The following is a 20,787-nucleotide window of genomic DNA, read 5'->3' on the forward strand; positions in this document are numbered from 1 at the left end:
CACCGGCAGAGGGCGGGGGCGGGGCGGGGCCTCTTCAGTCCCGACGTCGTGGGGGTGGGTGGATCTCGATACGCCCTCTGCGAGGGCTACTCGATCAGCATGCCTGTGCGCGACCTCGGGCGCGACGCCAGCAGGAACGCGCGGGCGGTCCGCCCCTTGCTGGTCGAGTAGCGCGCAGCGCGTATCGAGACCCGGTCGTCGGGTGACGGTGGATCTCGATGCGCCCTCTGCGAGGGCTACTCGATCAGCATGATGCGCGCGAGTGACACCTGCGTCTCCACACGCTGGTCGAGCAGCCCCGCAGGGGCCCATCGAGAGCCCAGCTGCCCCGAGGACGGCGGTCTGCTCCGCGCCGCATCACTTCTCCGGGGTGACGACGAGGCCGACGCCGCCGCCGCGGCGGACGGGCTCGGCGACGGCGGTCATCAGGCCGGAGGGGTCGACCTCGATGGCGGCCACCGCGCCGATCTGCGCGGCCGAGGTGAAGGTGTCGCCCGAGGGCGTCAGCTGCTGGCCGAAGGGCGCGAGGTCGTCGGCGTAGGCCTCGATGAAGCCGGGCTCGGCGGAGGTGGACGCGGTGTTGCGCTGCGATGCCCGGGGCGCGGCCACCGCCTCCGGCAGCGTCATGCCGAGGTCGATGCGGTTCACGAGCGTCTGCAGCACGGTCGTGATGATCGTCGCTCCGCCCGGCGAGCCGACGACGAACTTCACCGCCCCGTCCTCGAGCACGATCGTCGGCGACATCGAGGAGCGCGGGCGCTTGCCGGGCTCGATCCGGTTCGGGTCGCCCTCCACGGGCGTCGCGGAGAAGTCGGTCAGCTCGTTGTTGAGGAGGAAGCCGCGGCCGGGGACGGTCATCGCCGAGCCGCCGGTCTGCTCGATCGTCAGCGTGTAGGACGCCGCGTTGCCCCACTTGTCGACGACGGAGAGGTGCGTGGTCGAGACGTTCTCGGTGTCCGGCTGCTCAGCGGTGAGCGCGGTCGCGCAGCCGACGCCGTCGAGCGCGCCCGGGGAGACCGGCCGTGTGGAGGCGGCCGCCGGGTCGATGGTGCAGTCGCGGGAGTCCGCGAACTCCTGGCTGAGCAGCGTCTCGGTCGGCACGTCGACGAAGGCCGGATCGCCGACGTACGCGCCGCGGTCGGCGAAGGCGCGGGCCGACGCCTCGAGGTAGAGGTGCAGGGCGCTGCCGGTGTCCGCGGCGGCGAGGTCGTGGTTCTCGAGGATGTTCAGCGCCTCGCCGATCGCGATCCCGCCCGAGGAGGAGGGCGCCATGCCGTAGACGTCGAGCCCGCGGTAGGAGGTGTGGGTCGGCGCCTGCTCGGCCACCGAGTAGCCGGCGAGGTCGTCCTCGGTCATCGAGCCGGCCGGGGCGGGGAGGGTCGAGCCCTCCGCGAGGCGCGGGTTCTGCACCGTGTCGGCGATCTCGGCCGCGAGCGGTCCGTCGTAGAACGCGCTCGGCCCGCGGGCGGCGATCCGGGCGAGGGTCTTCGCGAGGTCCGGGTTGCGGAAGGTGCTGCCGACCGCCGGGGCGTCGCCACCGGGGAGGAACAGCTCCGCGGTGTCGGGGAACTGCTGGAAGCGCTCGAGGTTGTCGAGCGTCTGGCTGCGGAAGGTCTCGTCCACCGGGAAGCCCTTGGCCGCGAGCACGATCGACGGGGCCAGCACGACCGGGAGCGGGAGGGTGCCGAAGCGATCAACCGCGGCGTCCCAGGTCGCGACCGTGCCGGGGACGCCGACCGCGACTCCGGACGAGACGAGCTGCGGGGTGAACGGGTACGGCGCACCGGTCGCCGGGTCGAGGAAGGCGTCCGGAGTGATGCCGGCCGGCGCCGTCTCGCGGCCGTCGATGGTGCTCACCTCGCCGGTCTTCGCATCGAAGTAGACGAAGTAGCCGCCGCCGCCGATCCCGGCGCTGTAGGGCTCGGTGACGCCGAGGGCCGAGGCCGTCGCGACGGCGGCGTCGGCCGCGTTGCCGCCGCGCTTGAGCACCTCGAGGCCGACCCGGCTCGCGAGCGCGTCGACCGAGGAGACCGCGCCGCCGGAGCCGACCGACGTCGACGGCGAGACGACCGGACCGCCGAGCGCGTCGCGGAGCTCCTGCGCCGTGGGGAGACCGCGGCTCGGGACGCCGGGGAAGGGCCAGTCGAGCGCGGCGGCCGGTGCGGCGCCCGCCACTCCGAGGGAGGCGACGGCGACCAGCGCGAGCGCCGCCCGTCGGAGACTGCGGATCGTGGCCATGGGGTTCCTCCATCGGAACTCGGTGCGGGCGGAGCAGGTGCCTCCAACCTAGGCCGGTGGCGGGTCGAGGGGCCAGCACTCCGCGCCTCCGAGACAGGGGAGGGCGGGCCGGGGACGGCGGAAGGGCCGCCCCGGCGGGGACGGCCCTTCTGCGATCAGTGCCCGGGGATCAGTGCCCGAGGATCAGCGCTTCACGGTGAAGGCGAGGGTGATCGCCTTGCCCGACTGCGCGCCGGTGACCGTGACGCTGTAGTCCCCGGGGGTGGTGGGGGCCTTCGCGGTGGCGGTCAGCGCGCCGTCGTTGAGGTCGCGCGTCGCCGTGCGCTCGGTGAAGAGCGGCGCGGAGCCGATGAGCTGCGTGTCGCCCTGGAAGCCCTCCGCCGTCAGGGTGATCCGGGCTCCGGGGGCGAAGGTGCTGCCCGAGAGCTCGGCGGTGGCGCCGAAGCTCAGGTTCCGGATGTCGCGGTCGAGGCCGAGCGCGTTCGAGATGGTGAAGAACGTGTCGGTCTGGTCGGTGAGGCCGGCGACGTTGGCCGCGCCGGGTCCGTAGGCCGCGATGCGCAGCTGCGTGCCGGTGTGCTGCTGCGAGCCGCCCTCGGCGGCCGTGCCGTAGGACACCTTCATCGTGCTGCCGTCGACCGTCTTCAGCGCGGTGCTGAGCGAGGTCGGCGGGGTGGAGTCGACGATCTGGCTGGAGTGCGCGTGGTCGGCGGTGACGATGACGAGGGTGTTCCCGTCCGCCTCGGCGAACGCGAGCGCGGCCTGGACGGCCTCGTCGAGGTCGACGGTCTCGCCGATCTGACCGCAGGCGTTCGCGGCGTGGTCCTGCTTGTCGATGCTCGCGCCCTCGACCTGGAGGAAGAATCCCTCGTCGCCGGTGTCGAGCAGGTCGATCGCCTTCTCGGTCATCGCGCGCAGGGTGGGCTGGTCGGCGGGACGCGCGGGGTTCGCGACGCAGGTCTGCGGCGCGGCGTCGGCGCCGCCGACGGTCGCGGGGGTCGGCGCGTAGCGCACGGGCAGGTTGCCGGAGTTGAACAGGCCGAGCACCGGCGCGTCCTGGTCGGCGACGGTCAGCGCGTCGAGCTGGTCCGCGGTGGCGGCCGTCGTCGCGTCGCCGAGCACCTGGTAGCCGCGCTCGTCGGCCTGCTGGAACAGGGTCTGCCCGGCCCAGTCGCCCGCCTTCGCGGTCTGCGCGAACGTGGCGGAGCCGCCGCCGAGGGTGAGGTCGGCGCGGGTGTCGAGGATCTGCTCGCTGATCGAGCCGAGTCCGCCGTTCTCGAGCGCGTCGTTCCCGCAGCTGGCGCTATCGGGTCCGTAGCAGCTGCGCGCGTCGACGTGCGCGGCCTGCACGGCCGGAGTCGCGTCCTGGATCTCGGCTGTGGTGACGTTGCCGGTCTTCAGGCCGTTCGCCTTCGCGATCTCGAGGAGGGTGTCCTTGCGCTCCTGGTCGATGTCGACCGAGATCGCGTTGTCGTAGGTCTTGGTGCCGGTCGCCCAGGCGCTGCCGGTCGCGGCGGAGTCGGGCACGTAGTCCGGGGCGCCCTTGACGGCACCGGTCGCGGGGTCGTCGGCGCGGTAGAGCGAGTACGTCGTGTACTGGCCGGTGATCGGCAGGGCGTCGATACCGGGGAAGCGGCCGGCGGCGCCGTAGGCGTAGTTGCGGGCGACCGTGATCTCGGAGTCGCCCATGCCGTCGCCGATCAGGAGGATGACGTTCTTCGCGCCCTGCTCCTTCACCGCCGCGCGCAGCGAGTCGGAGAGGTCGGCGTCGACGGGGGAGATGCGGGCGGCGCCACCGGTGGCGGCGAGGTCGGCGGCGCCGATGGCGGTGGCCGCGCCGGGGGCGGCCAGGGCGGCGGCGCCGACCAGGGCGACGGCCGTGAGGGCCAGTGCGGTGCGTCCGCGGTGCGCGGAGCGGGGCAGTCGTGTCACGTCGGGGACTCCTTGGGGTGAGGGCCCCTGAGAAGGGGCTCACCCAGCACACTCCTGATTCCCGCTCCCGTGGGTGAACGGCGATGCATAGCCAAGTGAACTCTCCGCCTGCCGGTCCCGGTGGCGAGCGCGTGCGGTGACCCCGTGCGGGGGACAACTCGGGCGGATCCGGCACCGGACTCGAAGCCGAGCATTAGCGTGACCCTCGGTGGTCGCCGCCGCCGTCGAACGCCCCGAGAGGACCCCATGACCAGCCCCCGCCCCGTCTCGCGCCGCACCGCGACGACCGCCGCCCTGTGGAGCGCCCCCGTCCTCCTCGCCGCCTCCGCTGCTCCGCTCGCCGCCGCCTCGACGGCGGTCTCGGCCTCGCTCGGCATCGTCTCCGGCGGGCTCTCGAACGGCGGCGGGGACCTCTACGCGGGCCAGTTCACCCCGGTCGTCTACGCCGCTCGGGACAGCGAGCCCGTGCGCGACATCGTCGCCCGGATCACGTTCGACACGGGCGACAGCGACGTCGTGCTGTCCGACTTCGTCCTCGAGGAGGGCGCCTGGGTCGTCGTGGAGCCGCTCGGCTCCCGCACGCCGGGCGTCGTCGTCCTCGCCTGGTCGGACGCGACCGGCCTCCGAGACGGCGAGTCTCCGGTCCCGCCGCAGTTCAGCGTCCACGCGTCGGGCTACATCGTCAGCTGCCTCGTCTCACTGACGAGCACCTCGGCCGCTCCGATCGAGGACTACCTCAACATCGCGGTGGTCTGACGCGCAATCAAAGCACCCGCGGCCGGTAGGTCTCGATCAGCGCGTCGAAGAGCCGATCCATCCGCTCGTCCACCGTCCGCCGCGCCGGGTCCGCGTCGTACCACTCGACGATCTCGCGAGCGCCGTCGCTGAAGCGGGTCGAGGGCGCGAACGCCGGCACCAGGCTCCGGATCTTCGCGTTGTCGAAGACCATCGAGTGGGCCTTGTCGCCGACGATGCCCGCGCCCAGCTCCGGGTCGGCCGCGGCGATCGCGTCGGAGGTCACGTGCACGATCCGCGCCTCGGCGCCCGCGGCGGCCGCGAGGTCGTGGTGGATGCGGTCCCAGGTGGGCGTCTCGTCGCCGGTGATGTGGAACGCCTCGCCGATCGCCGCCGGCGCGCCGAGCAGCCCGACCAGGCCGACCGCGACGTCGCGGCTGTGGGTGATCGTCCAGAGCGAGGTGCCGTCGCCGGGCACGACCACCTCGAGTCCGCGCCGCATCCGGTCGATGACGGTCCAGCCGCCGTCGACCGGCAGCGCGGTGCGGTCGTAGGTGTGCGAGGGGCGGACGATCGTCACCGGGAAGCCGGTGCGCCGGTACTCGCCGACCAGCAGGTCCTCGCAGGCGATCTTGTCCTGCGAGTAGCTCCAGTACGGGTTCCGCAGCGGCGTCGACTCCGTCACCGGCACGCGCGCCGGCGGCTTCTGGTAGGCCGAGGCCGAGCTGATGAAGACGTACTGGCCGGTGCGGCCGGCGAACAGGTCGATGTCCTGCTGCACGTGCTCCGGAGTGAAGGCGGCGAACTCGATCACCGCGTCGAAGCGCTCGGCGCCGAGGGCCTCGCGCACGGAGGCCGGGTCCCGGACGTCGGCGGTCAGCGTCCGGACGCCCTCGGGCAGCGGGCGGATGGAGGTCCGGCCGCGGTTCAGCACGGTCACCTCGTGCCCGACGGCGAGGGCGCGGCGGACGCCCTCGGAGCTGATGATGCCCGTTCCTCCGATGAACAGAACGCTGAGGGGCACGGCGGACCCGACCTTTCCGGATGAGGGCTGCGCGCTCCGCTCCGGAAGCGGAGGGACGTCGTCGAGCACCGCCTCCATCAGCGCACACTCCGGCGCTCCCGTCGAGGGGGTGGCGGGACCCTCCCTCCGGCGGCGATCGCGTCCTAGCGTGGAGTCATGACCCTGCAGCTCACCCTCAACAACGGCGTCACCCTTCCCGCTCTCGGGCTCGGCGTCTTCCAGAGCGCGCCCGAGGACACGACCGCCGCCGTGCAGTCGGCCCTCGAGGCCGGCTACCGCCACATCGACACCGCCGCCGCGTACGGCAACGAGCGCGAGGTCGGCGAGGGCCTCCGCCGCTCGGGCCTGGACCGCTCGGAGGTGTTCGTCGAGACGAAGGTCTGGGTCACCGACTACGGCTACGACGAGACCCTGCACGCGTTCGAGAAGGCGACCGGCAAGCTCGGCGTCGAGCAGCTCGACCTGCTGATCCTGCACCAGCCCGTCCCGTCCCGCTTCGACACCACCGTCGCCGCCTACCGGGCGCTGGAGAAGCTCCTCGCCGACGGCGGCGTGCGCGCGATCGGCGTCAGCAACTTCACGCCCGCGCACCTGGCGCGCCTCCTCGCCGAGGTCGACGTCATCCCCGCCGTCAACCAGGTCGAGCTGCACCCGTACTTCGCGCAGCCCGACCTCCGCCGCGAGCACGCCGAGCGCGGGATCCTCACCCAGGCCTGGTCGCCGATCGGCGGCATCACCTTCTACCCCGGCTGGGGCGACGAGCGCCGCAGCGTGATGGACGACGCGACGATCGGCGCCATCGCGACCGAGCACGGCAAGAGCCCCGCGCAGGTGATGCTCCGCTGGCACCTGCAGCAGGGCCGCTCCGCGATCCCCAAGTCGACGAACCCCGAGCGTATCGCCGCGAACATCGACGTCTTCGACTTCGAGCTCTCCGACGACGAGCTCGCCCGGATCGACGCCCTCGACACCGGCGTCCGCAGCGGCCCCGACCCCGACGTGGAGCGGCCGGCGCTCTTCGAGCGCACGATCCCCGAGGCGTGAGCCGTGACGACGCCTCCCGACGCCCAGCACCCCGACCCGCACCACGCACAGGAGGAGACACCATGACCGACCCGATCGGCATCCCCGAGGCCACCGCTCTCGAGAGCACCCGCCGCACCATCGCGATCCTCGGCGCGGGCGGCGATCTCACCGAGCGGCTGCTCCTGCCGGGTCTCGGCCGCGTCGCCGAGCTCGCCCGCGACTCCGAGCTGACCCTGATCGGCGCCGCCCGCACCCCGCAGTCCGACGACGAGTGGCAGGGGCTCGTCCGCCGGAGTCTCGAGGCCGCCGGGATCGCGGCGCACACCGTCGACGACCTCGCCTCGCGCGCCCGCTTCGTCGCCACCGACGCCTCCGACCCGGAGCAGCTGAAGGCCCTGCTCGACGCCTGCCCGACGACGCCCGTGCTCTACGTCGCGCTGCCGCCGGCGATGGGCCACAAGGTCGCCGACTCGCTCTCGAAGCTGGACCTCCCGGAGGACCTCGTCGTCGCGATTGAGAAGCCGTTCGGCGAGGACCTCGACGACGCGATCGCGCTCAACGCCGCCTTCGCGCCCGTGATCTCCGAGGACCGCCTGTGGCGCATCGACCACTTCCTCGGCAACGCGACCGTCATGGGCATGCTCGGACTGCGCTTCGGCAACCGGCTGCTCGAGGCGAGCTGGAGCGCCGAGCAGATCGAGAAGATCGAGATCGTCTACGACGAGACGCTCGGGATCGAGGGGCGCGCCGCCTTCTACGACGGCACCGGCGCCCTGCGCGACATGCTGCAGAGCCACCTGCTGATGGTGCTCGCGCTCACGACGATGGAGCGCCCCGAGGAGGTCTCACCCGAGGACGTCCACGAGCGGATGGCCGAGGCGCTCGGCGCCGTCCGCCTCTGGCGCGACGACCCCGCCACCGCGCGCCGCGCCCGCTACACCGAGGGCCGGGTCGACGGCCGGTTCTTCCCCTCCTACGTCGACGAGCCCGACGTCGATCCGGAAGCCGGCACCGAGACGCTCGCGCAGCTGCTGCTCCAGGTCGACACGCCCCGCTGGGCCGGCGTGCCGTTCGTGCTGCGCTCCGGCAAGGCGATCGGGGACCCGCGCCACGAAGTCGCCGTGCACTTCCGCGCCGCGACCCCGCCGCGCGGCCTGGTCGGCGCCGACGACGGCGCGGGCACGGTCCTGCGGATGTCGCTCAAGGGCGGCGACGTCAGCCTCGACCTGCTGGTGAACAGCGCCGACGACCTGACCGACCTCGAGCGCACGACGCTCCAGGCGCAGCCCGGCGCCGCCACCCTCGACCCCTACGCGCAGGTGCTCGCCGGCATCCTCCAGGGCGACACCCTGCTGTCGGTGCCGGGCGCCGTCGCCGAGCAGTGCTGGCGGATCATCACGCCGGTGGTCTCGCACTGGGCCGAGGGCGGCACCCCGCTCGACGAGTACGAGGCCGGAAGCGCGGGCCCCGAGGGCTGGTAGCGCGCGCTGCCTGCTGGTCGAGCAGCCCTCCAGGGGCGTGTGAGCTCCATGCTGGTCGAGTAGCCCCGCAGGGGCGTATCGAGAGCCACCGTTGTCGGCAGGGTGGATCTCGATACGCCCGCTGCGCGGACTACTCGATCACCATGGATGACAGATCAGCATGGATCGGGGCGGCCCGAGTGCGATGCAGCCGCTCCCCATGCTGGTCGAGTAGCCCCGCAGGGGCGTATCGAGACCCTGGCGCCGCTCTCAGACGTCGACGAGGATCGTCCGGGTCGGGAGGCCGAGGAACGCGGGGGCCTCGCCCGTCGTCTCGGGGGAGACCGGGCCTCGGGTCACGGTCGCCGTGACACGGAACCCGCCCGGGGGAACCGGCGTCAGCGCGCAGTACATCCGTCCCGGGCCGAGGGACGCCACCTGCATCACCCGCCCGTCCCGGTCCGTGTAGCTGCCGTGGCTCCGATAGCGCCCGGCCGGGACCACGAGGTGGGCGGAGCGCGGGCGGTCGACGACCAGCCACTCCGACCAGTGCTCGACGTCGTGCTCGGCGGTCACGTCCATCCGGGCGTCGCTGAGCAGCTCGACCGGTGCTCCGGACACCACGCTGCGCGCTGCCCGGAGCTCGACGACGAAGTTCCCCGCGGACAGGGAGTCCAGGAAGAGACCGACGTACGGTCCGGCCTCGAGGGGTCGCGGAGCGGTTGCGGCGGACCCGGGGGCGCCGACCGCCGCGGCGAGGACGGGCGCCGTGCAGGCCATCGCGATCGCGGCGCGGCGGGTGACTCCCGGACCGTCCGAACGACTGCCGGACATGAGATCTCCCTCCGGTCGCACGGCTCCTCGCGACCCGTCGTGCCGCGCGCCCTCGGCTCGCCGAAACCGGACGGATGCCGCAATGCTCGGTCACCTGTCCGGATCCGCCGAATCGCTGGCGCGATGCGGTGAACCTGGCGCCGGGGCGTCGACGCGCGGGGTCGAGCAACGGGCGGGGGAGAGGTCGTCCGCTCAGTTCACCAGGCCGACGGTCTGGGTCCCGAAGCCGAGCGCGGTCTGCGCCTTCGGGTCGGTGCCCGGGTGGACGCGACCTCGCGTCACGGTCGCCGTCACGGAGAACCGTCCCCGGGGTTCCCTGGTGAAGTTGGTGTACCCGCTTCCCACGATCCTCGCGACCTGGAGGGTCACTCCGTCCTTGCCGGTGTAAGTCCCCCCGGAGGGGTAGGCGCCGGCCGGGATCAGGAGGTGCCCGGCGCGCGGGCCGTCGACGACGACCCCGCCGGACCAGCTCTCGATGTCGTGCTCCGACGCGATGTCCACCCTCGCCTCGTCGGCGAGCACGACGGGGGCTCCGGCTGCGCCGCTCCGCGCCACCCGCAGATCGATCCGGAACTCGCCCGCACGCCAGGGGATGAGGAAGAGCCCGACGTACGGTCCCTGGTCGACCGGGGCCGGTGCGGAGGCGGCCGCGCCCGGCGCCGCCACGGCGGCCGAGACCACCGGAGTGGTCCACGCGACCGCCGCCACGGCGGTCCGGCGCGTCACCCCTCGCTCGGCGCCGTCCCTCTCCTCGAAGCGTGCATCGTCCCGTCGAGCGTCCGGCATCGTCTCTTCCTGATCGCGCCGGTGCCCGTGTCAGGCGGGAGCCGAGAACCGATCATCCGCTGGAAGTCCGAAGTCTCGGGCACCGCGGTCGGCACCGCCCCATCGGTGGCACGATGCAGTCGATCTGGCGGGGTCAGCTCGCGGTCAGGGCGTCGCGGAGGCGGACGCGGGAGCCCATCCGCAGCAGCGAGTTGGTGTAGATGCGGCTGGCGACGGCCATCACGGCCGCGGTGGCGACGACGAGGAGGCCGAGCGAGACCAGCGGCTCCCACCACTCCGCCTCGCCGAAGAAGAGCCGCACCGGCATCGCGACGGGGGCGCTGAAGGGCACGTAGGACAGGATCGTCATCACCAGCGGGTTGTCGCCGAAGATGACGACGCCGAAGTAGGGCACCATCACGAGCATCATCGCCGGGGTCATCACCGAGCCGGTGTCCTCCTGGCGGGAGACGAGCGCGGCGCCGGCCGCGAAGACGCTCGCGACCAGGACGAAGCCGAAGACGAAGAACACCACGAACCAGATCAGCGGCGCCGAGAGCAGGTCGAGCAGCTCGGTCTGCCCCGTGACGGCGAGGCCGAGGGCCGACGCGGCGGCGATCGCGGCGGCCGTGCCGACGCCGATCACCGAGTTGCCGAGGATCTTGCCGGCCAGCAGCGCCCGGGCGGGCACCGCGGCGAGCAGGATCTCGACGATGCGCGACTGCTTCTCCTGCACCGTGTTCTGCATGATGGTCGCGCCCGAGCCCAGCACGGCGAGCATGAACACCAGCCCGAACGCCAGTCCGATCAGCGTCCGCAGGCCCGACGGCGTCGGCGAAGGCTCGAGCAGCTCGACGGCGGGGCTGACGGACAGCGCCGAGACCAGGCCCTCCGGCGCCTCGTCGAGGGCGAGCACCGAAAAGCCGATCGCGTCGTCGCTCGGGACGAGCGCGGCGTCGACGTCGCCGGCGCGCACCAGCTCCTCCGCCTCCGCGACACTCCCGACCTCGGTGACGTCGAGGGGGTCGGTGGCGGCCAGCGAGGACGCCGCGGAGCCGACGACCGCGACGGGGGTCGCGTCGGCGGCGCGGCTGCTCAGCACGTTGCCGAGCACGATGCCGCCGATGACCAGCACGAGCGTGATGACCGTCGAGACCAGGAACGCCTTCGACCGGATCTGGGAGAGGATCTCGCGCTCGGCGACCAGGAGCGTCGCGCCCCAGGTGCTCAGCCGGCCGTCCGGGTCACCGGTACCGGCACCGGTCGCCCTCCTCGTGCTGCTCGTCGTCATCGGACCGCCTCCGTCTTCTTCTCGGCGCCCGCGGGCGCGCTCACCACGATGTCCCGGAAGATCTCCCCGAGGGTCGGCCGGACGGGCCGGAACGACGCCACGGTGCCGCGCTCGACGGCGGCCCGCAGCACGGCGTCGGCCGCCGCCCGGTCCGCGTGGAAGAGCACCGACGTGCCGGCCAGCTCCGCGACCTCGACGCCGGGGACGCCGCGGACCCAGCCCGCGTCGCCGTCCGTCTCGAGCGACCAGCGGTCGCCGGAGTACTGCTCGCGCAGCGCCTCGCGCTCGCCCGCGGCCTTCACCTGGCCGCCGGCGATGATCACCAGGTCGTCGCAGAGCCGCTCGACCACGTCCAGCTGGTGCGAGGAGAAGAGCACCGGGATGCCCCGGGCGGCGTGCTCGGCGATGACCGTGACGACGTCGTCGACGGCCAGCGGGTCGAGCCCGGAGAACGGCTCGTCCATGATCAGGACGTCCGGGTCGTGCACGAGGGCGGCCGCCACCTGCACGCGCTGCTGGTTGCCGAGCGAGAGCGCCTCGAGCTTGTCGCGGCGGCGCTCGATCAGCCCGAGGCGCTCGAGCAGATCGTCCGCCCGCCGGACGGCGGTGGCCTTGTCGATGCCGTGCAGCCGGGCCAGGTACGCGAGCTGCTCGCCGATCTCCATCTTCGGGTAGAGGCCGCGCTCCTCGGGCATGTAGCCGAAGCCGTGCAGCGCGGCCTGGCCGACCGGCGCGCCGTCCAGGGTCACCTCGCCGGAGTCCGGCCGGAGGACGCCGAGGATCATCCGCATGGTCGTGGTCTTCCCGGCGCCGTTGCCGCCGACGAACCCGGTGAGCCGGCCCCGCCCGACATCGAAGCTGACGTCGTCGACGGCGCGATGGGCACCGAAGCTGCGACTGATGTTCTGCACGCTGAGCATGCGACCTCCTCGGATCCGACTGACCCCTCCACGCTAGGGAGGGCGCGTCTCCGGCACCTCCGGCGCGGGGGTGAACGGCCGTTCCGTCTCAGGACGGAGGAGCCTCCGACGGACGCCGCGGGTCGACCAGGCCGGAGCGGTAGGCGAAGGCGACGGCCTGGACGCGGTCGCGGAGCGACAGCTTGGTGAGCACGTTCGACACGTGGGTCTTGACCGTCGCGCGGCCGACGACCAGCAGCTCGGCGATCTCGTCGTTGGAGAGGCCCTGCGCGAGCAGGCGGAGCACCTCGGTCTCGCGGGCGGTCAGGTTCTCGGGCGCGGTGCCGGGGGCGGCGAGCGGAGCACGGTCCCGCTCGCGGGCGACGGCGCGCTCGATCACCGCGCGGGTCAGCTCGGGCGCGAGCAGGGCGTCGCCCGCCGCGATCGCACGGACGCCGGCGACGAGGCGCTCCGGCGGCGAGTTCTTGAGCAGGAAGCCGCTGGCGCCCGCCTCGAGCGCCGCCAGCAGGTAGTCCTCGCGCTCGAAGGTGGTCAGCACGAGCACCTGGACCGTCGCTCCGGGCTGCGCGAGGATCCGCCGGGTCGCCTCGAGACCGCCGATCCCGGGCATCTCCACGTCCATGCAGACGACGTCGGGCCGGGTGCGCGCCACGACCTCGACGGCCTCCTCGCCGCTGGACGCCTCGCCGGCGACCTCGATGCCGGCCTGCAGCGAGAGGATCGTGCGGATGCCCTGCCGCATCAGCGCGTGGTCGTCGACGAGGACGACGCGGATACCGCTCGTGCTCGCTCCCTCGCTCATGCCCGGACCGCCAGCGGCACGGCGACGCGGACGACCCAGCCGGAGCCCGTGCGCGCCCCCGCCTCGAGAGTCCCGTCGAGCGTCGCCGCGCGCTCGCGCATCCCGAGCAGGCCGAGCCCCCCGCTCTGCCGGCGCGGGCCGGGGCGCCCGAGGCCGTCGTCGGCGATCTCGAGCTCCACCGACTCGCCTTCGTAGCGCAGGTGGACACGCGCCCGGGTGCCGGGACCGGCGTGCTTGAGGACGTTGGTGAGCGACTCCTGGGCGATGCGGTAGAGGTTCAGCCCCACCAGCGCGGGCAGCTCGACGGGCTCGCCGACCACCTCCAGCGAAACCCGCAGACCCGAGACCTCGGCGTCCGCGACCAGCGCCGGCAGCGCGTCCAGATCGAGCGAGGCCGTGACCGGGTCGAGCGCGGACTCCTCGTCGCGCAGGGTGCCGAGCAGCTGGTAGAGCTCGCCGACCGCCGCGCGGGACGTGCCCTCCAGCGCCTGGAGCTGCTCGTGCGCCTTCGCGGGGTCGGCGTCGACGAGCATCCGCGCCGCTCCGGCCTGGACCCCCATCAGCGAGACGTGGTGGGCGACCGCGTCGTGCAGCTCGCGCGCGATCCGAAGCCGCTCGATGGTGATCGCCTGGCGGGCGACGGTGGACTGCTCCTCCTCGAGCTGGCGGGTGCGCAGGTCGGTGAGGGCGCGCTGGCGGGCCGAGGCCCAGGCGTGGTCGCCGAACCACCAGGCGCCGGCGAAGTAGAGGACGTTGATCAGGATCTGCTGGAGCATGTAGGCCGCGATCGGGGTGAGCGCGCCGATCCCGGCACCCTCGAAGTCGAGGTCCTGGGTGCTCGCGCGGAAGAAGGTGATCAGCAGCCAGACCGCCATCACGGCAACCAGCACGCCGCGCGCCCAGCCCGCCCGCGTCCGGTTCTGCTCCCAGGCGCCGACGCTGTACAACGCCATGAACAGGGCGATGTTGCTGATCGTCAGCTCGGGCACCTTCAGCTCGCCGACCAGCAGGAACGCGGCCCCGATGACGGCGAGGACCGCGACGGGCGCCGTCCGCCGGAACGCGAGCGGGAGGATGACGACGGCGAGCACTGCGGCGCTCAGCGCGGGCGACGCGGGATCAGTGAACAGCCCGATCGCGCGGCCGAGCACCAGCGAGAGCACGGCGGCGCCGAAGAGCACGGCGGCGGTCGCGACGTCGGCCCGGCGCTGGTCGGGCGTGGCGGGCGACCGCCGCCAGGCGCGGGAGTCCGGAGCGGCAGTCATCCCGCCAATCTAGCCGCGGGGCTCAGGCGTGCGGGTGCGGGTGCGTCCGCTCGAGCGCGGCGCCCTCGAGGTCGACGTCCGGGAGGAGCCTGTCGAGCCAGCGGGGGAGCCACCAGGCGGAGCGCCCGAGCAGGTGCATCAGCGCCGGCATCAGCAGCATCCGGACGACGAACGCGTCGAGCAGGACGCCGAACGCGAGGCCGAAGCCCATCGAGCGGATGATGGTCGACTCCGAGAAGATGAAGCCGCCGAAGACCGCCACCATGATCAGCGCCGCGGCGATCACGACCGCCTTGCCGGCCTGGAAGCCCTGGGCGACGGCGAGCCGGGCGTTCGCCCCGTGCACGTAGGCCTCGCGCATCCCGGAGGCGAGGAAGAGCTGGTAGTCCATCGCCAGCCCGAACAGGATCCCGACCAGGATGACCGGCAGGAAGCTCAGGATCGGCCCGGTCGAGTGCAGGCCGATCAGGTCGGCGCCCCAGCCGAACTGGAAGACCGCGACGATCAGCCCGTAGGTCGCGAACAGCGACAGGATGAAGCCCCCGGTCGCGATCAGCGGCACGAGCAGCGAGCGGAACACCAGGATCATGATCAGCAGCGAGAGGCCGACGACGACCGCGAGGTAGGTCGGCAGGACGTCGTTCAGCCCCTCGGAGATGTCGATGTTGGTGGCCGCCTGGCCGGCGACGCCGAGGACGATGTCGTCGTCCACCGGCGGCAGGGCGCGGAGGTCCTGCACGAGGGCCTCGGTCGAGGCGCTGTTCGGGCCCTCGGTCGGCAGCACCTGGAAGGCGAGCAGCGTGCCGTCGTCGGAGGCGGCGATGGGCGCCACGGCGACGACGTCGTCCTGCTCGGCGATCGTCCGGGCGACGTCGACCTGGGTGGCGAGCAGCGCGTCGTCGGTGACCCCGCCGGGGACCGTCGCGGTGACGAGCAGCGGGCCGTTCGCGCCGGCGCCGAACTCGTCGCCGACGATCTCGAAGGAGCGGGCGCTGGTCGAGCCCTCGGGCTCGCTCGCGCCGTCCGGCAGGCCGAGGCGCATCGAGAGCGCCGGGATCGCGATGACCAGCAGCACGGCGACGGTGCCGACGACGGTGAGGACCGCGCGCAGGGTCGACATCGGCGCGACCGTCTTCACCGCCGCGTGGTGCACGACGGCCGAGCGGGCCTTCCGGCGCAGGAGCCGGGTGCCGAGCAGGCCGAGGATCGCCGGGGCGAGCGTGACCGCGATCAGCACGGCGACCGCGACGCAGACCGCGCCGACCGTGCCCATCAGGCCGAGGAACGGGATGCCGGTGACGTTGAGGGCGAGCAGCGCGACGACGACGGTCGAGCCGGCGAACACGACGGCGGTGCCGGAGGTGCCGTTGGCCAGGCCGATCGACTCGCGCACCTCGACGCCCGAGAGCAGCTGCTTGCGGTGCCGGTTGACGATGAAGAGGGAGTAGTCGATGCCGACCGCGAGGCCGAGCATCACGCCGAGGACCGGGGTGACCGAGGCCATGTCGATGACGCCCGAGAAGGAGAGCGAGGCGGTGACGCCGACGCCGACGCCGACCAGGGCGGTGACGATCGGGAGCGCGGCGGCCACGAGCGAGCCGAGCATCACGATCAGGACGACACCCGCGAAGACGAGGCCGATCGCCTCGCCGACGCCGAAGATCTGCGGCACGCCCTGGGCGAGATCGGTCGCGAACGTGACGTCGGCGCCGGCGACCGGCGCGGACTCGAAGTGGTCGATGACGCCCTGCTTGACCTCCTCCGGGAGCTCCAGGCGCGGCTCGGTGAAGGAGACGTTGACGATGGCGGTCGAGCCGTCCGCCGAGACGACGCCGATGCCGTCCGCGAGGGCGAGGAGCTCCTCGCCCTGGTCGAGCGGGGCCGCGCCCGCCTCCAGCTCGGTGCGCGAGGCGTCGAGCGCCGCCTGCTGCGCGGTCAGCTCGGCCTGCTGGGTGTCGAGCTGCGCCTGCTGGGCGTCGAGCGCGGCGAGCTGCTGCTCCGGAGCGCCGGCGGCGACGGCCTGCTCGCGGGCCGCGGTCAGCTGCTGCTGGCCTGCGGTGAGCTGGGCCTGGCCCGCGTCGAGCTGCGCCTGCCCGGCGTCGATCTGCTCCTTCCCGGCCTGGAGCTGCGCCCGGCCGTCGGCGAGCTGCTGAGCGCCGTCGAGCTGCGACTGGCGCGCGGCGAACGGATCGACGACGGCGGCGACACCCTCGAGGTCCTCGGCGGAGGCGGCCAGCGCCGAGATCGCCGACTCCTGCTCCGCCGTCAGCGCGGAGCCGTCGGCGGTGCGGTAGACGACGGTGCCGGTGCCGCCGGCGGTGTCGGGCAGCTTCTCGGCCAGCTGATCGGTGACGGCGCCGGACGCGGTCCCCGGGATGTCGAAGCTGTTGGTGAGCGTGCCGCCGACCGCGAGGAAGGCGCCGACCGCGACGCCGAGGATCACGACCCAGGCGACGATCACCGCCCAGGCGCGGCGAGCGGCGAAGGTGCCCAGACGGAACAGCAGGGAGGCCAAGGAGATGTCCGATCGAGAGGAGCCCGCGAGAGGCGGCGGCAGCGGTCGCTAGATCATACGGTACGTCTCGTCTAGAGCCGCTGTACGCTCGTCGCATGACGGAGCACCGGAGCGGACCGGTCCGCAGCGCCGCGGCACGCGAGTCGGTCCTCGAGGCGACCGCCCGGCTGTTCCTGCAGCGCGGCTGGGACCACCTCACGATGGAGGGCATCGCCAAGGATGCGGGGGTCTCCAAGCAGACCGTCTACCGCTGGTGGCCCTCCCGCGGCGCGCTGATCGCCGACTGCATGATCGAGGGCCGGCTCGTCGCGATCGAGGTGCAGCTCCCGGACACGGGCGATCTCCGCCGCGATCTCGGGGTGTGGCTCGCGCCGATCCTGGAGCTCGCGGGCACGGAGCCCGGCGCGTCGCTCGTGCGCTCGCTGATCGCCGCCGGCGCGGAGGACGCCGCCGTGGGGGAGCGCCTGGGCCGCGCGTTCGGCGTGGACCAGACGCTCTCGGACCGCTTCGCGAAGGCGGTCGAGGCGGGGCAGCTCCCGGCCGACGCCCCGGTCGACGAGCTCGGGCTCTCGATCCTCGGGGCGATCATCCTGCCCGTCGTCGGGCGGCGGCCGCTCGTCGCGGCGTCCGTGCTCGGGCACGTCGACTTCCTGCTCCGGCCGCGCGGCTGAGGCGCCGGCCGGAGCAGGCTCACGTCAGGATCAGGCCCAGGCCCAGGAGGCGAGGACCGACTCGGCGACGGCCTCGCGCTGGTCGTCGTCCACGGTGGGGCTGAACGAGAAGGTGACGACGTAGGTCTGGCCCTCGTCGGTGACGTAGTACTGCTCGACGGCGTAGCTGGTGCCCGACGCGCTGAGGTTCGCGCTGAGGTGCGCGGACTCGGCTCCGGCGACGACGACGCGGTCGTTCGCCTCGACGTCGGTCGCCCCGGCGTTCTCGAGCTCGGTGACGCCGGCGTCCTCGACCTGCTCGGCGGAGACCTCGCCGGCGGGGCTGAGGACGACGTTCACGTTGTCGGCGAAGCCGTCGGTGTCGGTGAGGTCGGCGGCGAGGGTGTCCGCGCCCATGCTCGCGGGGTCGGCGTCGGGGGTGCCCCAGCCCTCGGGCACGGAGTAGGAGTAGCCGTCGCCGGTGATCGTGTCGCCGGTCGCGGCGGCCGTGTCGATGGTGTCGGCGTCGCTGCCGGAGTCGGTGCCGGAGGGGGAGGAGCAGCCGGCGAGGAGGACGAGGAGGGCGGCGGCGCTGGCAGTGGTGGCGGTGGCGCCGAGGCGCGCGGGAGCGCCGTGGCGCGTGATTCGTGACATCCCTGCACGCTAGCGACGCCGACCAGGCGGCCGCATCCCCCTCGCCGGGGACGACGGCGCCCCGACTACGCTGGTGGCCCTATGGCATCCGACAGCGAACCCTCCGTCACCCTCACCGATCCGCTCGAGGAGCGCCTGCGCGCCCAGGTCGCCCGCGAGGGCGAGCGCGCGGTCGCCCTGCGCTCGGCCGCGCTGCTGACCCGCGGCTACGAGGGAGAGGCCTTCCTGCTCACCGTCGGCGGCGAGCACGCGGCGGGTGTCCTGCAGGGGGCGCCCTCGCTGTACTGGCCGGAGCTGTGGGGCGCGCGCGCCCTGCTCTACGTCTGGGACGACACCGCGGCCGACGCGGTCCTCGCCGGGCTGGCCAACCCGGCCTGGCGCGTGCGGGAGATGTGCGCCCGGGTCTGCGCGGAGCGGGTCCTCGGCGGGCAGAAGAAGCTGGCGCGGCTCACCACCGACGAGCACGCGCGGGTCCGCGCGGCCGGTGCGCGGGCGCTCGTCGCCGCCGCGGTCGCCGGGATCGGCTCGGGGCGCGACGCGAAGGGCGAGTTCGCGGCGAGCGTCGAGCAGACGCTGACCTCGATGGTCCGCGACCCGGACAAGGACGTGCGGCGCGACGTGCGGGCCGCCCTGGACCAGCTCCGCGACGCTCGCCGCTGACGAGCTTCCCCCCGGAGGTGCTGCTCAGCCGCCGACGTGCGAGCCGAAGCCGGACTTGCCCGTGCCGCCGAAGCCGCCCGCGAGGGTGGCCTTCGAGCCGGGCGCCGATCCGGCGGGCGCCTTCTGCACCACGTCGGGCTGGGTCGCGCCGCGCGCCGCGAAGCCGCCCGTCGTGACCGGAGCCCAGCTCGTCGCCCGGGTCGAGTTCCAGCGCGACGACGCGAAGATCAGCGGGCCGACCCAGAAGCCGCCGGCATAGTGCCCGCGGTACTCGTCGGTCGCCTCGCAGAGCTGCTCGGGATCGTCGCCGACCTCCTCGCCCTGGGCCTGCAGCTGCGCGATCTGCTCGCGGACGTCCGCCAGGCAGTCCTCGCGGCTGGCGTAGACCGGGCGCTCGGCGTTCTCGGGGATGACGTAGTCCTGGCCGTCGGCGCCGGTGGTGACCACGCCGTCGGTGGAGGGGTTCGCAGAGTTCAAGGCGACCGCGAGACCGAGCACGCCGACGGCGACCACGCCGCCGATCACGAGCCCGCGGCGCTGGGAGGCGATGCCGCTGATGCCGACGTCGCCGGAGCGGCGGCGGGTGCGGGTGGTGCCCGGGTCGCCGGCAGGGGAGTCCTGCGGAGCGTCCTGGGGGCGGTTCTCGGGACGGTCGTCGGGGGTGGTCATCGGGTCTCCTCGTCCTGCGGGCGTTTCTCCCGCGCGTCCTGGGGTCGCGTGTCCTGGGGGCGGCCGTGCTCGGGGCCGCCCTGCTCGGGTCGGGCGTGCTCGGGGCGGCCGAAGAGGGGCTCGTCGCGGGGGGTCCGGCCCTCCTCGATGAAGTGCGGCACGAACTCCGCGAGGTCCCCGGTGATCGGTCCGCCGGTCTCGCGCACGTCGATGCCGGCCGGCGTCTCGCCGACGATCCAGCTGCCGATCACGACCGTCCGGCCGTCGATCCGGGCGAGATCGGCCCGGGCCTGGTGCACGAAGCCCTCCTCGCCGTAGGCGCCGCCGTTCTCCGCGACGACCGCGCCGTCCGCGTCGAGGATCGTCACGTTCGCGCCCTCCCGGCCGAGCCGGGGCTTGCGCACCTGCGCCGTGCCGATGAGCGGCTCGACGGAGGCCGGGAGCAGGTTCGGGTGGCCCGGGAACAGCTCCCAGAGCACCACGAGCAGCTGCTTGTTGCTGAGCAGCAGCTTCCAGGCCGGCTCGACCCAGCGAGTGCGCTCGCGCCGGTCGAGCAGCAGCCCGCCGAACTGCTCGCCGAGCATCCACTCCCACGGGTAGAGCTTGAAGATCCGCCGGATCGGCTCGCCGTCGGCGTCGAGGAAGCCGGCGCCGTCGAGCTCGTACCGGATGTCCTCCACGAAGATCAGCTTCGGGTCGAAGCCCGCCTGCGCCGCGGTCTCGGCCATGTAGGCGACGGTGTCCGCGTCCTCGACGATCAGCTCGCCGTCGCCGGAGTCGTGCAGCGAGGCGAGGTGCAGCCGCGCGCCCTCGTCCAGCTGCCAGCGGTCGACGCGGAGGTGCCGCCACTGCTCGACGAGCTGCTCGTGCAGGCCGTTGAACTGGTCGGCCTCGGGGCCGCGCGTCTCCTCCAGCCACTGCCACTGCGCGGCGGCCGTCTCGACCAGCGAGGTCGGGGTGTCGGCGTTGAACTCGAGGAGCTTCACCGTGCCCTCGCCGTCGTAGGCGAGGTCGAACCGCCCGTAGACCGTGGGGTCGTCCTCGTCCCAGGAGGTGCGGACCAGTTCGTGGAAGCGCTCCGGGATGCCGAACTCCGCGAGGCGGCCGGTGCGGACGACGTGCTCGCAGGCGTCCATGCAGCGGTCGAAGAGCTCCTGGGTCGCCGTCTCGAGCAGCTCGATCTCGGCGAGCGCGAAGCCGTAGGCCGCCGACTCGTTCCAGTAGGGCCGGCCGCCCTCCGAGGGGAGGTCGTAGAAGCTGAAGCCGACCTCGTCGCAGCGGGCTCGCCAGTCGGGACGCGGGGTCAGGCTGTGTCTGCGCATGGGGACGTCAGTCTACGACCGACCT

Annotated in this window: 18 protein-coding genes; 5 read left to right on the forward strand and 13 right to left on the reverse strand. The window is 73.4% G+C overall.

Going from position 1 to position 20,787, the window contains the following annotated elements:
- Nucleotides 1-357 precede the first annotated feature (357 nt).
- Together ggt and phoA are read right to left on the reverse strand one after the other, a co-directional pair.
- On the reverse strand, nt 358-2,238 hold the full coding sequence (gene ggt, locus MT355_RS08955; RefSeq protein ID WP_243599235.1) for a gamma-glutamyltransferase: 1,881 nt from the start codon (nt 2,236-2,238) through the stop codon (nt 358-360).
- Nucleotides 2,239-2,421: 183 nt separating this feature from the next.
- Nucleotides 2,422-4,170: an alkaline phosphatase gene (phoA, locus tag MT355_RS08960; protein WP_243599236.1), complete on the reverse strand. Its 1,749-nt coding sequence runs from the start codon at nt 4,168-4,170 to the stop codon at nt 2,422-2,424.
- Between the two features lie 246 nt (nt 4,171-4,416).
- On the opposite strand from phoA, the gene MT355_RS08965 reads away from it, so the two are divergent.
- On the forward strand, nt 4,417-4,926 hold the full coding sequence (locus MT355_RS08965; RefSeq protein ID WP_243599237.1) for a hypothetical protein: 510 nt from the start codon (nt 4,417-4,419) through the stop codon (nt 4,924-4,926).
- A 7-nt stretch (nt 4,927-4,933) separates the two neighbouring features.
- Here MT355_RS08965 and MT355_RS08970 read toward each other — a convergent pair whose 3' ends face one another.
- A complete protein-coding gene (locus tag MT355_RS08970) occupies nt 4,934-5,929 on the reverse strand; it encodes an NAD-dependent epimerase/dehydratase family protein (protein ID WP_243599238.1) in 996 nt (331 codons plus the stop codon).
- A gap of 156 nt (nt 5,930-6,085) precedes the next feature.
- On the opposite strand from MT355_RS08970, the gene MT355_RS08975 reads away from it, so the two are divergent.
- Together MT355_RS08975 and MT355_RS08980 are read left to right on the forward strand one after the other, a co-directional pair.
- Nucleotides 6,086-6,973 carry an aldo/keto reductase gene (locus MT355_RS08975; protein WP_243599239.1) on the forward strand — a complete coding sequence of 296 codons (888 nt, stop codon included), beginning with the start codon at nt 6,086-6,088 and terminating at the stop codon, nt 6,971-6,973.
- A gap of 62 nt (nt 6,974-7,035) precedes the next feature.
- Nucleotides 7,036-8,436, forward strand: a complete 1,401-nt coding sequence (locus MT355_RS08980; RefSeq protein ID WP_243599240.1) for a glucose-6-phosphate dehydrogenase — start codon at nt 7,036-7,038, stop codon at nt 8,434-8,436.
- Nucleotides 8,437-8,685: 249 nt separating this feature from the next.
- On the opposite strand, the gene MT355_RS08985 is transcribed toward MT355_RS08980, so the two are convergent.
- From MT355_RS08985 to MT355_RS09015, 7 genes are all read right to left on the reverse strand, one after another.
- Nucleotides 8,686-9,249: a hypothetical protein gene (locus MT355_RS08985; protein ID WP_243599241.1), complete on the reverse strand. Its 564-nt coding sequence runs from the start codon at nt 9,247-9,249 to the stop codon at nt 8,686-8,688.
- A gap of 192 nt (nt 9,250-9,441) precedes the next feature.
- Nucleotides 9,442-9,975, reverse strand: coding sequence for a hypothetical protein (locus MT355_RS08990; RefSeq protein WP_243599242.1), 534 nt, complete (start codon nt 9,973-9,975; stop codon nt 9,442-9,444).
- A 193-nt stretch (nt 9,976-10,168) separates the two neighbouring features.
- On the reverse strand, nt 10,169-11,305 hold the full coding sequence (locus MT355_RS08995) for an ABC transporter permease (protein WP_243599243.1): 1,137 nt from the start codon (nt 11,303-11,305) through the stop codon (nt 10,169-10,171).
- Nucleotides 11,302-12,225, reverse strand: a complete 924-nt coding sequence (locus MT355_RS09000) for an ABC transporter ATP-binding protein (protein WP_243599244.1) — start codon at nt 12,223-12,225, stop codon at nt 11,302-11,304. The genes MT355_RS08995 and MT355_RS09000 overlap by 4 nt, the downstream gene beginning before the upstream one ends.
- An 88-nt stretch (nt 12,226-12,313) precedes the next feature.
- Nucleotides 12,314-13,027 (reverse strand): response regulator transcription factor, encoded by a 714-nt coding sequence (locus MT355_RS09005; protein WP_243599245.1) that lies wholly within the window; start codon nt 13,025-13,027, stop codon nt 12,314-12,316.
- A complete protein-coding gene (locus MT355_RS09010) occupies nt 13,024-14,292 on the reverse strand; it encodes a sensor histidine kinase (RefSeq protein WP_243599246.1) in 1,269 nt (422 codons plus the stop codon). Before MT355_RS09010 ends, MT355_RS09005 begins: the two co-directional genes overlap by 4 nt.
- 22 nt (nt 14,293-14,314) lie before the next feature.
- On the reverse strand, nt 14,315-16,807 hold the full coding sequence (locus MT355_RS09015) for an MMPL family transporter (protein WP_243599247.1): 2,493 nt from the start codon (nt 16,805-16,807) through the stop codon (nt 14,315-14,317).
- A gap of 95 nt (nt 16,808-16,902) precedes the next feature.
- Between MT355_RS09015 and MT355_RS09020 the strand changes: the two genes are divergently transcribed.
- The gene (locus MT355_RS09020) at nt 16,903-17,478 is read left to right on the forward strand and encodes a TetR/AcrR family transcriptional regulator (RefSeq protein ID WP_243599248.1); all 576 of its coding nucleotides are present in this window, start codon (nt 16,903-16,905) and stop codon (nt 17,476-17,478) included.
- A 30-nt stretch (nt 17,479-17,508) separates the two neighbouring features.
- On the opposite strand, the gene MT355_RS09025 is transcribed toward MT355_RS09020, so the two are convergent.
- Nucleotides 17,509-18,111, reverse strand: a complete 603-nt coding sequence (locus MT355_RS09025; RefSeq protein WP_243599249.1) for a hypothetical protein — start codon at nt 18,109-18,111, stop codon at nt 17,509-17,511.
- Between the two features lie 81 nt (nt 18,112-18,192).
- Between MT355_RS09025 and MT355_RS09030 the strand changes: the two genes are divergently transcribed.
- Nucleotides 18,193-18,771, forward strand: coding sequence for a HEAT repeat domain-containing protein (locus MT355_RS09030; RefSeq protein WP_243599250.1), 579 nt, complete (start codon nt 18,193-18,195; stop codon nt 18,769-18,771).
- A 24-nt stretch (nt 18,772-18,795) separates the two neighbouring features.
- Here MT355_RS09030 and MT355_RS09035 read toward each other — a convergent pair whose 3' ends face one another.
- Both MT355_RS09035 and MT355_RS09040 read right to left on the reverse strand, forming a co-directional pair.
- Nucleotides 18,796-19,440: a hypothetical protein gene (locus MT355_RS09035; protein ID WP_243599251.1), complete on the reverse strand. Its 645-nt coding sequence runs from the start codon at nt 19,438-19,440 to the stop codon at nt 18,796-18,798.
- Nucleotides 19,437-20,762 carry a glutathionylspermidine synthase family protein gene (locus MT355_RS09040; protein WP_243599252.1) on the reverse strand — a complete coding sequence of 442 codons (1,326 nt, stop codon included), beginning with the start codon at nt 20,760-20,762 and terminating at the stop codon, nt 19,437-19,439. Before MT355_RS09040 ends, MT355_RS09035 begins: the two co-directional genes overlap by 4 nt.
- Nucleotides 20,763-20,787 lie beyond the last annotated feature (25 nt).

It is taken from the genome of Rathayibacter sp. VKM Ac-2929, assembly GCF_022815495.1.
Taxonomy (GTDB): Bacteria; Actinomycetota; Actinomycetes; order Actinomycetales; family Microbacteriaceae; genus Rathayibacter; species Rathayibacter festucae.